The sequence below is a fragment of the Sneathiella sp. D3-11 genome, from assembly GCF_055809395.1.
Genome location: NZ_CM147911.1, coordinates 1764485 through 1781649 on the forward strand (window position 1 = coordinate 1764485; position 17165 = coordinate 1781649).

The 17165-nt window shown below is 54.6% G+C and carries 20 protein-coding genes; 4 read left to right on the forward strand and 16 right to left on the reverse strand.

The window, feature by feature from the left end; all coding sequences use genetic code 11:
- Nucleotides 1-31 precede the first annotated feature (31 nt).
- From AC0L73_RS09065 to argH, 4 genes are read right to left on the reverse strand one after another with little or no spacing between them, the layout of a single operon-like run.
- On the reverse strand, nt 32-2491 hold the full coding sequence (locus tag AC0L73_RS09065) for a TIGR02302 family protein (protein WP_473655364.1): 2460 nt from the start codon (nt 2489-2491) through the stop codon (nt 32-34).
- A gap of 11 nt (nt 2492-2502) precedes the next feature.
- Nucleotides 2503-3768, reverse strand: coding sequence for a diaminopimelate decarboxylase (gene lysA, locus AC0L73_RS09070; protein WP_473655365.1), 1266 nt, complete (start codon nt 3766-3768; stop codon nt 2503-2505).
- A 22-nt stretch (nt 3769-3790) separates the two neighbouring features.
- Nucleotides 3791-3916, reverse strand: coding sequence for a lipoprotein (locus tag AC0L73_RS09075; protein WP_227948597.1), 126 nt, complete (start codon nt 3914-3916; stop codon nt 3791-3793).
- Nucleotides 3913-5313 (reverse strand): argininosuccinate lyase, encoded by a 1401-nt coding sequence (gene argH / locus AC0L73_RS09080; protein ID WP_473655366.1) that lies wholly within the window; start codon nt 5311-5313, stop codon nt 3913-3915. The genes AC0L73_RS09075 and argH overlap by 4 nt, the downstream gene beginning before the upstream one ends.
- A 39-nt stretch (nt 5314-5352) precedes the next feature.
- On the opposite strand from argH, the gene AC0L73_RS09085 reads away from it, so the two are divergent.
- Nucleotides 5353-5760, forward strand: a complete 408-nt coding sequence (locus tag AC0L73_RS09085; RefSeq protein WP_473655367.1) for a TlpA disulfide reductase family protein — start codon at nt 5353-5355, stop codon at nt 5758-5760.
- Complete coding sequence (locus AC0L73_RS09090; protein WP_473655368.1) at nt 5748-5924, forward strand: TlpA family protein disulfide reductase; 177 nt, start codon at nt 5748-5750, stop codon at nt 5922-5924. The genes AC0L73_RS09085 and AC0L73_RS09090 overlap by 13 nt, the downstream gene beginning before the upstream one ends.
- On the opposite strand, the gene AC0L73_RS09095 is transcribed toward AC0L73_RS09090, so the two are convergent.
- The 5 genes from AC0L73_RS09095 to AC0L73_RS09115 are packed head-to-tail and all read right to left on the reverse strand — an operon-like array spanning nt 5919 to nt 8452.
- The gene (locus tag AC0L73_RS09095) at nt 5919-6233 is read right to left on the reverse strand and encodes a hypothetical protein (protein WP_227948591.1); all 315 of its coding nucleotides are present in this window, start codon (nt 6231-6233) and stop codon (nt 5919-5921) included. The two genes, AC0L73_RS09090 and AC0L73_RS09095, sit on opposite strands and share 6 nt — an antisense overlap.
- Nucleotides 6230-6814 (reverse strand): TetR/AcrR family transcriptional regulator, encoded by a 585-nt coding sequence (locus tag AC0L73_RS09100; protein ID WP_227948588.1) that lies wholly within the window; start codon nt 6812-6814, stop codon nt 6230-6232. Before AC0L73_RS09100 ends, AC0L73_RS09095 begins: the two co-directional genes overlap by 4 nt.
- 42 nt (nt 6815-6856) lie before the next feature.
- Complete coding sequence (locus AC0L73_RS09105; protein ID WP_473655369.1) at nt 6857-7234, reverse strand: hypothetical protein; 378 nt, start codon at nt 7232-7234, stop codon at nt 6857-6859.
- Nucleotides 7225-7722 (reverse strand): Rossmann-fold NAD(P)-binding domain-containing protein, encoded by a 498-nt coding sequence (locus tag AC0L73_RS09110; protein ID WP_473655370.1) that lies wholly within the window; start codon nt 7720-7722, stop codon nt 7225-7227. The genes AC0L73_RS09105 and AC0L73_RS09110 overlap by 10 nt, the downstream gene beginning before the upstream one ends.
- A gap of 1 nt (nt 7723) precedes the next feature.
- Entirely contained in the window at nt 7724-8452 is a 729-nt protein-coding gene (locus tag AC0L73_RS09115; RefSeq protein ID WP_473655371.1) for a hypothetical protein, read from the reverse strand.
- Between the two features lie 99 nt (nt 8453-8551).
- Between AC0L73_RS09115 and AC0L73_RS09120 the strand changes: the two genes are divergently transcribed.
- Nucleotides 8552-9307: a tetratricopeptide repeat protein gene (locus AC0L73_RS09120; RefSeq protein WP_473655372.1), complete on the forward strand. Its 756-nt coding sequence runs from the start codon at nt 8552-8554 to the stop codon at nt 9305-9307.
- A 2-nt stretch (nt 9308-9309) separates the two neighbouring features.
- Here AC0L73_RS09120 and AC0L73_RS09125 read toward each other — a convergent pair whose 3' ends face one another.
- The 4 genes from AC0L73_RS09125 to AC0L73_RS09140 form a co-directional block, all read right to left on the reverse strand.
- Entirely contained in the window at nt 9310-10833 is a 1524-nt protein-coding gene (locus AC0L73_RS09125) for a YifB family Mg chelatase-like AAA ATPase (protein ID WP_473655373.1), read from the reverse strand.
- Between the two features lie 88 nt (nt 10834-10921).
- Nucleotides 10922-11878, reverse strand: coding sequence for a glutathione synthase (gshB, locus tag AC0L73_RS09130; RefSeq protein WP_227948569.1), 957 nt, complete (start codon nt 11876-11878; stop codon nt 10922-10924).
- A gap of 77 nt (nt 11879-11955) precedes the next feature.
- On the reverse strand, nt 11956-12549 hold the full coding sequence (locus AC0L73_RS09135; protein WP_227948567.1) for a BON domain-containing protein: 594 nt from the start codon (nt 12547-12549) through the stop codon (nt 11956-11958).
- 76 nt (nt 12550-12625) lie between these two features.
- Complete coding sequence (locus AC0L73_RS09140; RefSeq protein ID WP_473655374.1) at nt 12626-13009, reverse strand: YraN family protein; 384 nt, start codon at nt 13007-13009, stop codon at nt 12626-12628.
- A gap of 139 nt (nt 13010-13148) precedes the next feature.
- Here AC0L73_RS09140 and AC0L73_RS09145 point away from each other — a divergent pair, with 139 nt between their 5' ends.
- Nucleotides 13149-14582 (forward strand): penicillin-binding protein activator, encoded by a 1434-nt coding sequence (locus tag AC0L73_RS09145; protein WP_473655375.1) that lies wholly within the window; start codon nt 13149-13151, stop codon nt 14580-14582.
- Here the strand turns inward: AC0L73_RS09145 and hemW are convergent.
- Genes hemW through rph form a run of 3 tightly spaced genes read right to left on the reverse strand, consistent with a single transcriptional unit; the run spans nt 14574 to nt 17069 of the window.
- Nucleotides 14574-15755: a radical SAM family heme chaperone HemW gene (gene hemW / locus AC0L73_RS09150; RefSeq protein ID WP_227948560.1), complete on the reverse strand. Its 1182-nt coding sequence runs from the start codon at nt 15753-15755 to the stop codon at nt 14574-14576. The two genes, AC0L73_RS09145 and hemW, sit on opposite strands and share 9 nt — an antisense overlap.
- Nucleotides 15733-16356, reverse strand: coding sequence for an RdgB/HAM1 family non-canonical purine NTP pyrophosphatase (rdgB, locus tag AC0L73_RS09155; protein WP_415776481.1), 624 nt, complete (start codon nt 16354-16356; stop codon nt 15733-15735). The genes hemW and rdgB overlap by 23 nt, the downstream gene beginning before the upstream one ends.
- Nucleotides 16353-17069: a ribonuclease PH gene (gene rph, locus AC0L73_RS09160; protein WP_227948558.1), complete on the reverse strand. Its 717-nt coding sequence runs from the start codon at nt 17067-17069 to the stop codon at nt 16353-16355. The genes rdgB and rph overlap by 4 nt, the downstream gene beginning before the upstream one ends.
- Nucleotides 17070-17165 lie beyond the last annotated feature (96 nt).

Below are 17165 nucleotides of genomic sequence, written 5' to 3' on the forward strand. Positions count from 1 at the left end.
CGAGAATTTATACCAGAATTTGCAAGGCGCCCTAGAAAATATCGAGCAGGCGTTGCAGATAATCGCGTTCAATATAGCTGCGCGCCGGATCGGAAAGCCGGCGCTGTAGCTCATCACGGATGGAGCGGCTTTTGCTCAAACCATTCGCCTCGCCGCGCATCAGCGCATTACCGGCGTCCCGACCTTGACCATCCTCTTCCGTCATCGAACGGCCAAGCGGATCCCGGCCCTGACCCGGTTGTCCGGGCCCGGCGGACTGAGTACCCTCTCCCTGACCGTTCTGCATCATTTGTTGCGCCAGCGATTCTGCCCTCTGGCGTAGGCTTTCAAGCGCATTATTCTCGGATTGCAGGGCGGATTGTCCCTGCCCTTGGCCCAGAGCATCCCGCGCATCGTTCATGGATCGTTCCGCCTGACCAAGTGCCCCCGGTATCTCCCCTTCTTCGCCAAGCCGACCCATCAAGTCACCCAGCATCTGGCGCAGCGCCTCCTGAACTTCGGCTAAATCCTGCAGATTGCCCCGTTGGCCAGATTGGCCCTGTTGGCTGTTTCTGTTTTCCTGCTGTGATTGACTACCTTGGGATTTCCGAAAAGTCTCATCCAACAGCTCTTGCTGCTTCTGCATCAATTTGCCAAGCTCATTGAGCATTTGTTGCGCTGCCTGCTGACTGGCGGACGGTTGCCGCGCTTCAGCTGTCTTCAGGTTTTCCATGATATCCTGAAGTTCGCTCAGCAATTGCCGCGCGGCATCACGGGCCCCACCGCGGGCAAACTGATCAATCTGATCGAGCAATTTCTGCAAATCCTGCGACTCGATAAACCGATCCTGGCTATTTGGATCGCCGGCCGCTTGCTCATCCATGGGCTGCGCCTGCTGCGCAAGAGCTTGAAGGAAATTCTCCATGGCGGCACGCAGTTCCTCGACAAGGCGCTTAATCTCTGCATCGCTGGCATTGTTGTTCAACGCTTCCATCAGGGCTTCCTGCGCTTCCCGCAAAGCCGCTTCGGCAAGCGACAAATCGCCGTTTTCAAGGCGAAGCGCAGTATCCCAGAGCATATCCACTACATCGTCAATGTCGCTCTGGTCCTTCCCTATCACCAGAATTGATTGAGCTGTAGAGAGAGATAACATGACGGTCACATCATTATTAACACTATCCGGCAGGAGGGTGAGGGTCTCCAATACAATCGCGACATTCTCCTTGTTTCCCTCAGGATCGCTGACCAGATTTTTACGTTGTTCTATGAGCGCTTTAGCAACCGGATGGAAGAAGTTTCGCTCCGGAAGAGTGAAGGACATGGCATCTGAATATCCGCGTTGCCCGATCTGATCCTCCGCGAATAGTGTCAGCTTAACCGGAAGTCCGGCCCAGGGATGCGCCGTCAGATCATGATAACTTTTGCTGATTACTTTCTTCGAGCCTCGCCCCGGTGTCGGCAGCACAAGTTCGATCTTTTTGTCACTGCTATCACGGGTGATTTCGCCGCCAATTCTTTCCACACCATAATCATCCTGTGCCTGATACTGCATCTTGAAAGCGGCTCTTTCGGTGACTTCCGGATTATTGAGGAACGCCGCCGTCGGTATCTCATCTGCAATAACAGTCAACTGCCAACTGGCAATGACATCACCATCCTTCTCGATTTTCAGGCTTGTCGATTTATCAAAGCGGGTCTCGATCTGGAAATTCCGCACATCCGAGGCGCCGAATTCCTCTCGCTCTTCCCCGACCAACAGGGCCGGTGTACCGCGCCCGCCGCCGAATACATTGGCGATAAAACTGCTTTGCGCCGGCACAATAAATGTTTGCGCAGTTGCCTCTTCACTTGTCGAGTTAGTCAGCAATATCGGAGCCTGGCCAGTATAGGCGGGCGGAGTGATCCAGGCAGTCACCTCAACCGGGACCGACGGCGTGCCGATGGATGGCGTGACAGCCGCAACAAGTCGGTCCGTCGAATTTGGTCCGGCAATCACAAAGGCTGCCACCAAAAGAAGGATCACAATTGCCCGGAAGCCGTAAGTATCCTCTATTCCCATATCAAGGCGCGGCGGCCCAACCTTCAATCCGCGCAAATACTGGCGTAAGGACTTCTGATAAACCCGCCACATGGCACTGGATTCGGTATTGTTGAATTTTTCCGCCTCGGAATGCGCGCCAAGAGATTGAAGCGGCCTGTGGCCCAACCGATTGCGGCGCTCCAGATACTGAAGGGCACGGCTTCTTGTCGGCGCTTCCAGATTTCGCGCGAGCTTATAAAGGCTGTAAAGGGTCGCAACACAGAAAAGAATCAATGCGAGAAGGTGCAACCACCCTGCGCTAAAGGACCATATATCAAGGAGAGACAGGCCGAGAAATAACCCAACGAGACAAAAAAATAGCCGTCCATGCCGCCAAATTCCTTCAAGAAGAAGGTTGACCTTCGCAAGCAGGATACGGATTTCGAACCCTAATCCATACCCTCTATCACTTGTGTCGCTGCGACGCTGCATTCATCCTCGATTCACCCCTCGAGCCATGTCGGTAGTATATCAAGTTTCAGCAAGTCATCCAAGCTTGGCCGCGCTCTGATCACCGCATATTGATCGCCTTTCACCAGAACTTCGGGCACAAGAGGCCGCGTATTATAGGTAGAGGCCATGACCGCGCCATAGGCCCCGGCACTTCGAAAGGCAACAAGATCACCGCGCGCGAGATCCGGCATATCGCGTTCCCGCGCGAATGTATCACCCGTTTCACAGACCGGACCCACCACATCGGCAAGGGAGTATTCCCCAAGCTTCTGATCCTCCCGGATCGGGTCGATCTGGTGAAAGCCGTCATACATTGCCGGCCGGATAAGGTCATTCATTGCGGCGTCCAGAATGACAAATTTGCGCTTCGTCGCCTGCTTCATGTAAATCACCTCGGATACCAGCACACCAGCATTCCCGACAATAAGGCGGCCCGGCTCAAAGATTATCTGGCAGCCAAGATTACCAAATGCCTCCAGTGCAACAGCGGCATAGGCCGTCGGGGCCGGCGGAATAGTACTGTCATAGGGGATGCCAAGCCCGCCGCCAAGATCGACGCGGGAGATGTCATGCCCTTCGGCTCTGAGCTGCTGCACAAGTTCCCGTACGCGATTGAACGCATTCTTGTAGGGTTCAAGATCGGTGAGTTGCGATCCGATATGGACATCCACTCCCTTGATATCGATCCCGGGCAGCGCCGCCGCCTCAGCATAGATGCGGGAAACGTCCTGCCATGGCACACCGAATTTGTTCTCGGCCTTGCCAGTTGAGATTTTGGCATGGGTTTTTGCATCCACATCCGGATTGACGCGGAAGGTGATGGGCGCCTTGACGCCCATGCTGCTCGCTACCTCACTCAGGATACGAACTTCAGGCTCTGATTCCACATTGAACTGATGAATACCCACCTCAAGCGCATAATGCATCTCTTCCGGCTTCTTGCCGACACCGGAAAACACAATTTTCTCGGGCGGAATACCGGCTTCCAGCGCACGGCGAAGCTCCCCTTCGGATACGACATCAGCACCCGACCCCAGATTCGCAAGGGTACGGATCACGGCTAGGTTGGAATTAGCTTTCAGCGCATAGCAGACGAGCGCATTCGCCCCATCAAACGCACCGGAGAATACTTTGTAATGCCTCTCGAGCGTTGCCGTGGAATAGCAATAAAACGGTGTGCCCACCGTCTCAGCGATGGCGCTAAGGGCAACATCTTCGGCATAAAGCTCGCCATTCTTATAGGTGAAATGATCCATTTGTCGGCAATCTTTTCTGAACTTAGCTTTTCTTCTGTTCGGATTTTTGCGTATCCGGTGAGTACTTGGGGGCGCTTTTCACACCACAGGCTGAAATCGACAAGGTGGTCAGCAAGACGACAAGCATCATCATAAATGAACGTTTCATTTCTTGCTCCCTTCCTGGCCCTGTTTTTCACGCCAGCGCGTGATTTGTTCCCGTACACGGGATGGTGCAGTGCCGCCATAGCTTACGCGGCTGGCAACTGAATTCTGAACACCGAGTACCTTATAAATATCGTCCGTAATGCCGCTCTCCACCGACTGCATCTGCGAAAGGGACAAATCTTCAAGCCCACATGTGTTCTCTTCGGCGAGCTTTACAAGGGCGCCTGTCACATGATGCGCCTGACGGAAGGGCATATCCAGTTTCTGCACCAGCCAGTCGGCTAGATCGGTGGCCGTGGTAAAGCCCGCTCCAGACGCCGCGGTCATCACATCGCCATTGACCTTGATATCACGGATCATCCCGCTCATGGCGGCGAGGCAGAGCTGAAGATTGTCGGCGGCATCGAAAACCGGCTCCTTATCTTCCTGCATGTCCTTGCCATAGGTCATAGGCAGACCCTTCATCATCATCAGAAGAGAAGTAAAAGCGCCGGCGCTCCGCCCGGCTTTACCGCGGATCAGCTCCGCCGCGTCCGGGTTCTTCTTCTGCGGCATGATGGAGGAGCCGGTCGAGAAGCTGTCAGAACATTCAACAAAGCGGAACTGCGCACTCGACCAAATAACGATTTCCTCAGCCAACCGCGACAAATGCATCGAGCAGATAGAGGCAAAACTCAGAAACTCCAGCGCGAAATCCCGGTCCGACACGCCGTCCAGCGAATTGGCAGTTGGTCGATCAAAGCCAAGTGCCTTGGCCGTCATCTCCCGGTCGATGGGAAAAGATGTCCCGGCCAGCGCCGCCGAGCCAAGCGGGCTCTCATTAAGGCGCACCCGTGCATCTTTAAGCCGACTGCGATCACGCGCGAACATCTCCACATAGGCGAGCATATGATGACCGAAAGTGACCGGCTGTGCCGCCTGCAAATGGGTGAAGCCCGGCATGACGGTATCGGCTTCGGCCTCGGCCTGCTCAAGAAGGGCGTCCACTAGATCCACCAGCTCTCCGTCCAGATGATCCATGGTATCACGCACCCAGAGCCGGAAATCCGTCGCCACCTGATCATTGCGCGACCGCCCCGTATGAAGCCGTCCCGCTGCATCACCAATCAGCTCGCGCAGACGCGCCTCCACATGCATGTGGATATCTTCCAGCGCCGGGTCGGTCTTGAAATTCCCCGCCTCGATCTCACGAAGAATTGTCTGCAATCCGTCCTGAATTTTTTTACCATCTTCCTCGGAAATGATATTGCAGGCCATTAACATACTGGAATGCGCCATCGAACCCATTATATCTTGGGCATAGAGCCGACGGTCAAAGTCAATGGAGGCATTGATCCGTTCCATAATTTCGGCGGGGCCTTTGGCAAATCTGCCACCCCAAAGCTCATTTGCGCTCATTTTCGGGCTCGCTTTGTAACAATTGGACGTTTAAGAAATATGATGACAAAACCCATGAAATTCACCGGCCTGCTGTTCTTGCTTACATTTACAGGGCTTGTGGCGGGAACATCAACAGCTTTCTCGGAAAATCTGAGCGCTTTGCTGACCGGGGAGATGCAGAATTTCGCCCCGAACGAGACACCGCGTCCATTTAAGGATTTCACCTTCCTGAATGCAGCGGGAAAAGAAGAAAAGATTTCCGACTATCAGGGAAAGGTTCTTCTTGTCAATTTTTGGGCGACTTGGTGTGGGCCATGCAAGAAGGAAATGCCAAGCCTCGATCGGCTGCAGGGTGAACTTGGTGGTGAGGATTTTGAAGTGCTCGCGATCGGTCAGGACCTGCAAGGCATGGAAAAAGTGAAGAGATTTTTGAAAAGCGCAAGATCAGAAACTTGGCTGCGCTAAACGACAAAACAGTCAAGTCCGGCCGCAATGCCGGGGTTTTCGGCCTGCCGGCAAGCATACTGCTTAATGCCGAAGGGGAAGAAGTCGGCCGCCTTATCGGCCCGGCGGAATGGGACAGCCCGGAAGCCAAGGCCCTAATAGCCCATATTATGAACAGATCATGATACGGGCGGTTGCCGGTCTTTCTTTCGTTTGAGAAGATAAAGGCGGAACACACGCTCCAGCCCCCAGCTGATTGCAAAATACAGGAGGGCATTGAGAATGGTGACCAGCATCAGGTCCATGCCCAAGCCATAATCACGCTTTACAACACCGATATAAAACTGGAAAGCAAGTATCGAGAGAAGTCCTGCCGCCGCAACCAACGCCACAATCAGCCGGATTTTACCATCCGTCCAAGGAATTGCCATGAGGCAGAGGAACGAGATCGCCTGGAATGTCGCGCCCCACAGGTTAATGCCGAATTCAGTCATTCGCCATCCAGAACCGTCAGCGCAACATCTACCATGGGACCGAGAACTTTCTCGTTCGGGTTTACTTTACCAACAACCCGCATTCCCTGCATCACACCTACAAAAAAGGCGGCAAGGCTGGCCGCGTCGCGCTTTGTCTTGAAAGTTCCGTCGCGCTGGCCGCGGCTGATCAGCTCTTTTAAGGCGTCTTCCATGTCCTCAAAAAAGACACGCACACGTTCAGCGCACTCATCATCGCGGGAGCAAAGCTCAACCGCTGCGTTGGTCATGAAACAGCCCCGGCGCTTCGGGTCCATAACTTGCTTTTGCATAAAGACATACATGAACCTGGACAGAATTTCGCGGGCATCGCCATCCTGACGCAGGACGTCCGTCCTTAAGAGCGCGCCTGTGCCATACTGATCCAGCGCCTCCAGAAACAACTGATGCTTATCACCGAAAGTATCATAAAGGCTGCCCCGGTTGATGCCCATACAGTCAACCAAGTCCTGAACGGAGGTCGCTTCATAGCCCTTGGCCCAGAAAGCCTGCATGGCCTTTTCCAGCGCCTCGTCGCGATTAAAGCATTTCGTTCGTGCCATTTACCGATCCATACGGCTGTCAAAAAACAGTCTAGAGAATGGTTATATACCGATTTCACCATCAAGCAAAGCCGCCAAACCCTCCCTATAGGTAGGAAATTTGAGCGAAATCCCAAGCTCTGATTTAATTTTTGCGTTACTGACCTGCTTACTGTCCAAATAGAAACTACGCGCCATAGGGCTAAGGTCAGCATCCTCGAAGTCAATCAAAGGTGGGGGAGCGATCCCCAAAAGTTCAGCTGCATAGGCAACAACATCCTGCGGCGGTGCCGGTTCATCATCGGCAATATTGTAGATTGCGCCGGGATTTGGCTTTTCCATTGAGGTCATAAGAATCGCCGCCAGATCAGCCACATGGATACGTGAGAATATCTGACCCGGCTTGGCGATTCTCCGGGCCTTCCCTTTTTTCAACGACACCAGCTGGTTTCTCCCCGGGCCATAAATTCCAGGCAGGCGGAAAATATGAACCGGCAAGTCGTTTGCCTCATATAGGCTGAGCCAAGCCTGCTCCGCCCGCATTCGCCTCCCCCTCTCTCCCCGGAAGGATTATAGGGACTTTCTTCATCGACCCAGCCACCATTGAAGTTGCCATACACTCCAGTCGTCGACAAATATCCAACCCACTGCAAATTCTTAAGGCGTAGGAGTTCCGACGCCATCACATCATAGACCGGGTCTCCCATCTCGTCGGGCGGGATGGAAAGGAGGATATGAGTCACATCTGCCGCAATATCATTGAAATTCTCTATCCGCTGATCCCGGCGGAAGGGGTAGAGGGGAATGCCCCTCTGCGTCGCGTCATCAGCGGGGGACCGGCCCGTTCCCATCACCCGCCAATTTGGAAAGTCTGTCGCGATCTGGCAGGCCGTAAAGCCGAAGCCAAAGCAGAATAACCTTTTGTCCATGCTACTCCTGTTTCGGGTTGGGCATGTCAGTCCGGCCAAGGACGATCAGCGCCGACACCGATTGCTTGACGGAGACCAAAAGCTCCGCGCCACCCTGCGACCCGGAAGATTCTGTCGCGGCATTGGACTTCATCATCATTGTCCGCGGGGACGCATCCATGTTTTGTGTTGGATAGGTCTGAACGAAATCGACCTTGCGGACATGATACTCCCCGCCGGACATTACCTTGTTCAGTCGCGCCACTTCATCAAGGGCCTGCTGATAGATCTGCGCTCGCAAGTCCCCGCGCAACTGCTCAAACTCTGCCAATGACGGTGTAAAATCCACGTTAGAGATCGTCACCTTATATCCCGGGCTACTCGCTTTTTTTGCGCGATCCTGAAGACCGGCCAGCGCCGCCTCGGGGATACGCGCCTCCGCGCTTACATACCAGCGATTAAGCCCGGTCTGATCAAGCTGTTGACGGGAAGACGTAATGCGCCAGTCCACATCCTTGGCGAGGGATTGCAGCGATCCATCAATACGGTTTTTTAGCGCATCTGCCGATTCTTCCTGCTGAACAAGTTCAACATAGGCCGACACTCTGGCGGTATCGGTCTTGACCCACCCTTCCGTCGTCAAATTTAGAACAACTTGATCCTGCATCATATGGGAACGATGAGGCATTTCCGCCGCCGCAAGGGGGACGAAACTTAGAAAAGCGATAGTGGCAACAACCAGTCTGTTCATGGTAGAACTCCCAATGTAATCAATCCTGTATTCGGCATGTAGGGTCGAATCAAGACCAATTTAAGGCATTTCATGTTCGCGCGATTTTTAACCCTTTTTATGGCACTTACCATATCCCTGGCCGCCCGGCCACTTCTCACTTCGGCAGCGGGGGCACCTGATGGTGTGCGGACGCAGGAAAGCGAGTATGAAGCCTGCCTGACCCTGACCCGGCGAGAACCGGAAAAAGCTTTTGAATCTGCCCTTGCCTGGCGCGATGCAGGCGGTGGTTTTCCGGCCCGTCATTGTGTTGCGCTCGCGCTTGTGGCGATGAAGAAATATGACCATGCGGCCCTGACACTGGAGGAACTGGCGGAGGATATGCAGGGGGCCGGCTCCCCTCTACTCGTTCCCGTACTAACTCAGGCGACCAATGTCTGGTTGCTGGCGGAAGAGTATGAGCGCGCACTCGCCGTCGCCACGACGGGACTGGAGATTGAACCCGAAAACATCAACCTCCTTGTCGACCGAAGCCGTATCATGGCGAAGGTCGGCGACTACAAACGTGCGTTCGATGACCTTGACCTTGCCCTCAAACTTGACCCAGCGCGCCCCGATGCACTTACTTTTCGAGCTGCCGCCCGGCGGCATCTGGGCGATAATGCCCGTGCGTTAGAGGACGTGGAACTCGCCCTGTCGCTGGAGCCTGATCAGCTGGACGCCCTGATCGAACGTGGCATCCTCTATGAGGCGGCGGAAAAACGGGATTTGGCGCGCAAAGATTGGCTGCGAGTTCTGGAAATTGCGACCAACACCCCCGCAGGCGACGAAGCCCGCCGCCATCTGGAAGCCCTCGACGTCAATAAGGATAAATAGCGCTAGCCGTTCATCGCGAGGCGGCGGCGGTATTCCAGCGCCTCGGCGATATGGGATCGGGTGACGGGCTCGCTCTCGGCAAGGTCGGCCAAGGTACGCGCGACTTTCAAAACCCGATGGTACCCGCGCGCAGAAAGTTTTAGCTTGCCGATAGCATCCTGCAAAAGCGCGGTCGCCGATTTATCCGGCTGGACAAAACGTTCCAACACCTCACCTTCCGCATCCGAGTTTGTGCGGATCGGCGTCGCATGATCGATACCCTGATAGCGATCGCGTTGAATTTCGCGGGCCCGGCCCACGCGGGCGGCAACAATCTCGGTTGTCTCGGTCGGAGATGGTAACGTCAAATCAGCAGCAGATACAGCGGGCACATCCACGTGAATATCAATCCGGTCGAGCATCGGACCGGAAATGCGGGAACGATACTCAACAGCGCATTTTGGCGCCCGGGCGCAGGCCTGTGACGCATCGTCAAGATGACCGCAGCGACAAGGATTCATCGCCGCGATCAACTGCATACTCGCAGGGTAAGTGACATGCAGATTGGCCCGCGCCACCACCGCCCGGCCGATTTCCACCGGCTGACGCAAGGATTCCAGAACCTGCCGGTTAAACTCCGGTAATTCATCGAGGAACAGAACGCCCAGATGGGCGAGCGAAACCTCCCCCGGTTTCGCTCCGCGCCCGCCGCCGACCATGGCGGCAACCGACGCGGAATGATGGGGGTCACGAAAGGGACGCCGGCGAGAAAGCCGACCCTCCTTCATTTCACCAGCGATACTGGAGATCATATTAACCTCCAACGCCTCCGCCGCGTCGAGCGGTGGGAGCAGACCAGGAAGTCGCGCCGCCAGCATCGACTTGCCGGAGCCCGGCGGCCCCGTCATTAACAAGTTATGCCCACCTGCCGCCGCTACTTCGAGGGCGCGCTTCGCCGTTTCCTGCCCCTTGATATCTTCAAGTCTCAGTGACAGTGCTTCATCAATAATATCACCGTGGGCAGGCGGGGTAAGCACCTGCGTGCCCTTGAAATGATTGATGAGCGCGAGAAGGTTTGCGGGCGCCAACACATTCAGATCACCGGCCCAGGCTGCCTCAGGTCCCGAGGCTTCCGGGCAGATGATATTCTTATCCTCTCCCACCGCAGCGACGGCAGCAGGCAAAATACCAGTTACCGGATTACAGCTGCCATCGAGTGAGAGTTCGCCCAAGACATAATAATCATCAAGTTCCTCAGCGGGGAGAACGCCCATCGCGGCGAGGATGCCAAGTGCAATCGGCAAATCATAATGCGCACCCTCTTTTGGGAGGTCAGCCGGCGCGAGATTGACAGTGATGCGTTTGGGCGGCAGACCAATACCAAGGGAAGTGAGCGCGGCGCGCACCCGCTCCCTGCTTTCCGCAACGGATTTATCCGCGAGGCCAACAACGGTGAAGGCAGGCAGGCCAGAGGCCATCATCACCTGCACATCCACTTCGCGCACCTCCAGCCCTTGAAAGGCCACGGTCTTTATCTTCGCCTGCATGTCAACTTTCGGTTCAACATATCATTATGCGCACAACGATAGCATGTGCCGAAAGAATCTTCATGGTTAAAATTTAGGTTTGTGAAAACTAGCAAGAAGCGGAATTGCTGACCTTTTCTTCTAAGCAATCCCAAATGGTTGCCTCCAACTTCACACCGTCGAAGCGATTGATCTCCTGCAGTCCCGTCGGTGATGTCACGTTGATTTCCGTGAGGTAGTCCCCAATTACGTCAATCCCGACAAAGATTAGGCCCTGTTCCTTCAGCGCAGGGCCAATAGCTTTACAGATTTCTTCTTCCCGCTTGGTGAGAGCGGATTTAACGGCCTGCCCGCCGACATGCATGTTGGAGCGAACCTCACCTTTTTGTGGCACACGATTGATGGCGCCGACCGGCTCGCCGTCGACAAGAATGATCCGCTTGTCGCCTTCACGTACTTCGGGAAGGTATTTCTGTACGATCATCGGCTCACGATAAAATTGTGTGAACATCTCACAAAGAGCCGTCAGATTTTCATCCTCCGGTTTGAGATGGAATACACCCGCGCCGCCATTGCCATAGAGCGGCTTGATGATGATATCTTTAAATTCGGCGCGAAATCCCTTTATTTCCTCAAGGTTGGAGGAGATAAGCGTTGGCGGCATGATACCATCGAAATGGGTGACGAAAAGCTTCTCCGGCGCGTTGCGGACGCTCACCGGATCATTCACCACCAAGGTTTTCGGGTGGATATGCTCCAGCAAATGGGTCGCCGTAATATAGGACATGTCAAACGGCGGATCCTGCCGCATCAGCACCACATCTACAGTGGCAAGGTCGATCCGTTCCGCCTCTCCCGCGGTGAAATGGTTTCCCGCTTCACGCCGTAACTGGACCGGGCGGGCATTTGCAATAATACGCCCTTGCGAGAAGGACATATCCTGCGGACCATAATGATAGAGGCCATGGCCGCGCGCTTGCGCTTCCAAGCCGAGGACAAAACTGCTGTCCCCGTTGATATCTACGTTCTCGATGGGATCCATCTGAATGGCTACGGCAAGACTCATTATTCCCGACCTTTATTTATAAAGTGATGCGCCGCTTGGTTTGTTGAGAGGGACCCTATCCCGCCCGGACAATCAGTTCAAGCTGAGTTCAGCTCTGATTTCATTTTGACATAGCTGACGATGCGGCGGACACCGGAAATTTCTTTCGCATGATTTTTCACCCGCTGCAGTTCTGCCTCGTTTTGAGCAATCCCCATCAGGTAGACTGTTCCATCCACTGTTTCGACCGAATAATTGATGTTCAAAATCTCCGGATCGCGCAAGAGCTGCAGTTTCAGTTTTGTCGTGATCAGGCTGTCAGAGGCAAAGCTGCCAACCGTCTCACTATCCGCAACCTTGACCTCATTATGCACTTCCTTCACACCCTTAACGCCCCATATCAGACGCGTCAGTGTCACCCGATCCTCTGGCGTCGGCACCTCCCCCGTGATCAGAACGACGCCATCAATGACAGTCGTCGAAGTCGACGTAAACATCGGTTCGCTTTTCTGGAAGATGGCGTTCATGACCTGCGTTTTGATGGTTGCATCATCAATCACCGTCCCAACGGAGCGTTCCTCCGCGACCGCAACGCCTCCGATTGCCGCCCCACCCAGGATCACCGTTGGGGTGCAACCGCTCAGCGCTATTAAGGACGATAAGACAAGAAGAGCATAAGCAACAAATTTCATTCCGATACGCCTTTAACTATGATTGTCACGGCACTATAAATCCAATTCGTTTCCGTTTAAAGGGTCTCTTCAACCCCTATTCCCACGCCCCTTCAATATGGCTCGGCCATTTCCACAAGGAGGTGACAAGCAGCACATCGAAGCGGACATTAAAGCCATCGAATTTTGGCCGTTCCATGACAAAGGCCTCTAGCGCACGTGAAATACGGCGTTTCTGTTTTGCACTGATGGCTTCTGCTGCCTCCGCGATTCGCGGCCGGGCTTTGACCTCAACGGCGACAAGAAGGTTGTTGCGCCGGGCGATGATATCTATTTCACCGAACGGTTTTCTATAACCTCGGGCGACAATATGGTATCCCTTCATCCGAAGCGCCGTTGCCGCCAGATATTCGGCAGTGCGGCCCCTGAAATAGGCACGGCGGCGTTTATGTTTCAGCGCTTCTTTTGTTAGATGTGCCAAAATGTCGCCTCATCATCCTGTTTATAATGCCGTAATCAACAATTTGCTTGCTCCCCATACAGGGGTTACCTAGTCTTTTGGGCTAGGAATTTCACAAAAAGACATACGGAGTGAAAAATTGTTTCCCGCGAAATCTGCCATGACGTCATGTCTTAAACGAAACCGGAACTCACTGACTTATGTTGGCCTTGTCAGCCTGTTGGCTTTTATCCTAACAGCATGTCAGCCTGCAAAAATCGCCGAGATCGAGCCAAAAGATAACACAAATACAACCGCCACCCAAGATCTGAAGGATCTGCTCCCGCCGGAACGCACACCGTCAACCGAAGATCTTTCAGACACCCCGACAGTTGACCCACTTGTCCGCCTGATTGAGCCTGCGCCCGCCGTTATTGGTCTGCGCGCTCCGGAGGCGTTGACGGAAGAGAAAATAAAGATTGCCATTCTGCTGCCGCTCTCTGGCCCGACCGCCGCCGTTGGTAATGATTTGTTGCGCGCGGCGAATATCGCCCTTTTCGATCTTGGAAATGGCCAGCTTGAACTGCTCCCCCTCGATACGAAAGGCACGCCACGCGGCGCGGAAAGCGCGGCGGCGGAAGCGCTGGTGTCAGGTGCGGAGCTTATCCTGAGCCCCCTCTTTTCTTCCTCCGTCGCGACGGTGCGCCCCCTCGCGCGCGAACGCGGCGTCAATGTTATCACCTTTTCCACGGACACAACGGTGGCCGGGGATGGCGTTTATGTCATGGGCCTGACGGTCGGGCAGCAAATTAAACGGGCGATGGAATTCGCCTATCGGCAAGGCCTGTTTAATTTTGCGGTTCTGGCCCCGAATTCTCCTTATGGTGATGCGGTGGTCAAGAATGTAACCGAGACAAGTACAGCACTTGGCCTCTCCCTCGATCGTACGGTGCGCTATCCGACTGATGTTCCCGCCGGATCACAGGATCTGCATGAAATCGCTAAAATACTGGGCGATTACGGGCTACGGCAAAAGCAGCTGGAAAAGGAAATCGAACTATACGCAGCCAAGGAAGATGCCGAATCAAAAGCCTATGTCAAACGTCTAGAGAAACTGGATACCTTTGGCGAGGTGACATTCGATGCCTTAATCATCCCTGAAGGAGGCGCTCGGCTAAAAGAGTTGGCGTCCTTGGTTTCTTATTACGACGTCGACCCGGAAGTCGTGCAGTTCATCGGCACCGGGCTTTGGGAAGACCCGTCCCTATCGGCAGAACCGGCACTGGTCGGCGGCTGGTTCTCCGCGCCAGCACCTGAAAAAGCGGCCGCTTTTCAGAAAAGATTTACTGAACTCTATGGCTATCAACCATCGCGCATTGCCAGCCTTGCCTATGACGCCATGGCGCTGGCGGGGGTAATGGCACTTGATCCTGCCGATATTCGCTTTTCACGGGATGCCATCGAAAACCCGAGCGGTTTTACCGGATATGACGGCATCTTCCGCTTTCCCGAGAATGGCATTGCGGAACGTGGCCTTGCCGTTCTGGAAGTCGGGCCGAAAAAGCAGCTGGTTCTCGAGCCGGAACCGGAAAGCTTCGCTCCTGCGTTAAACTAGTATTTCCGGCAATAAGCTATTGAGGACAAGGCGGCCGCGCTCTGTGGCGCGGAGCTTCTGATCATCCATCTCCATCAACCCTGCTTCGACGAGGGAAGCCAGTCTGTCGTGTCGTAGAAATTCTTGCATGGGCGCGCCGATAGCGGCGCTGAAATTTTCGAACCAGACTCCTTCGTCAAGGCGCAGACCCATCAGCAACATTTCCTCCGCGCATTCGAGACGGTGAATGAGCGGTTCGGTTATATCGGTGCCGTGGCCTGCCGTCTCTACGGCTTCGAGCCAACTTTCCGGACGTTTTTTCTGCTGAAATGCGGTCCGCACGCCCTCTCGCATCGCCCGTCCATGCGCACCGGGGCCGACACCGATATATTCACCATATCGCCAATAAGTGAGATTGTGGCGGCACTCATATCCGGGTCGGGCATGGTTTGATATTTCATAGGCAGGTCGTCCGGCATCAGCGCAAATGTTTTGCGTTACCTCAAACAGTTCCTCGGCATTTTCTTCAACCGGTATAGCAAATTCACCGCGCCTGACCGCCCCGGCAAAGCCGGTATTCGGCTCAATTGTTAACTGATAGAGCGAGAGATGGTCCCCGGCAAGGATAAGTGCCCGCTCAAGATCGGATCGCCAATCCGCAACACTCTGTCCCGGCAGTGCGTATATTAAATCGAAGGAAATATTGGCAAAACTCTTTCGCGCCAATTCGATCGCCTGTAAAGCTTCCCCCGCGGTATGTTCCCGCCCGAGGAATTTTAGCGCCTCGTCACGCATCGACTGCACTCCGAGGGATAGGCGCGTCACACCGGCATCACCATATCCCGCGAACGAAGACGCCTCAACGGACGTCGGATTAGCCTCTAGCGAGATCTCGATGTCATCGGCAAAAGTAAATCGCGACCGCGCGCCCTCAATTAGTGCCGCAACTGTCTCCGGCGTCATAAGCGAAGGGGTCCCGCCGCCAAAAAAGATACTGGTCAGCGATTTTTGCGTCGTTTGATCCGCGAAATAATCCAATTCCCGCAAAAGTGCCGCCGTCCAGCGGTGCTGATCCACTGCTTCGCGCACATGGCTGTTGAAATCGCAATAAGGGCATTTCTTCCGGCAAAAGGGCCAATGAAAATAAAGGCCAAATCCGGGATCGGGGGTGCTATTCTCGGCTAAAGCAGGCATTTATCAGTTGTCGGAAGGCATCAGCCCTATGGCTCATGGCATGCTTTTCTTCCGGCTCCATTTCCGCGAAGGTAACCTGATAGCCATCGGGCAGGAAAATAGGATCATAGCCAAATCCCTGGTCTCCGCGAGGTGGCCAGACAGCGGTGCCGACGACCCGGCCCTCGAAACTCTCCACATGACCATCCGGCCAGGCGAGCGAGAGTGCGCAGATGAATTGGGCCTTGCGCCTCTCAGGCGTCATGGCGCCACGTTTCTTGAGTTCGTCCTCAACCTTTTGCATGGCAACGGAAAAATCCTTCGTTGGACCAGCCCAGCGCGCGGAAAAAATGCCCGGCGCACCATCAAGTGCATCCAGCGCAAAACCGGAATCATCGCTGAGCGCCACCATATTCGCACTCTTTGCCGCAGCAAGCGCCTTGATCTCGGCATTGGCGATAAAAGTGTCGCCATCCTCGACAGGTTCGGGCAGACCTAATGCGCCCGCTGAGATCGGCTCCACGTCGAAGGCGGATAGCAGTTCACCGATTTCGCGCACCTTGCCCGGATTATGGCTGGCAACGACCAGTTTTCCGCCCTCAAATTTTCGGTGGCCACTCAAATGCCGAGGGCCTGACGCTGCAGGGCACATAGCTCCGTCACACCCTTCTTGGCGAGTGAGAAAAGAGATCCAAATTCGGCTTCGGAAAAGGGATCTTCCTCGGCCGTACCCTGAATTTCGATGATCTGCCCCCCAGACGTCAGGACGAAGTTCGCATCGGCCTGCGCATTGCTGTCTTCGGGATAATCAAGATCGAGAACGGGCGTACCTTTGTAAATACCGCAGGAAACAGCCGCCACCTGCCCTTTCATTGGGATTTCAAGAATTTTCCCCTGCTCGACAAGCTTGTCAAAGGCCTGATAGAGCGCAACATAGGCGCCAGTAATAGACGCCGTGCGTGTCCCACCATCGGCCTGAATCACATCGCAGTCGACCGTGATCTGACGTTCACCAAAGCCTTCGAAATTGACCAGCGCCCGTAAAGAGCGGCCAATCAGACGCTGAATTTCAACGGTGCGGCCCTGTTGCTTGCCACGCGCTGCCTCCCGACCCATGCGCGATCCGGTGGAACGGGGCAACATACCATATTCCGCCGTCACCCAGCCTTTTCCCGTGTTACGCAGGAAAGGCGGCACTCGCTCCTCAATACTTGCGGTACAGAGTACATGAGTATCGCCGCATTTGATGAAGCAAGACCCTTCCGCATTCTTGGCATAACCGGGTTCCATAACAATGTCGCGCAATTGATCGGGGGCTCTGCCAGAAGGGCGCATAAGACTTCCTTTAATCGATGAAATAAGATTGGCGCTTGTTGTAACCGCTGTGCCAGATTGACGCAAGCCTCCCGCGTCACTACATTCTAGACCAAC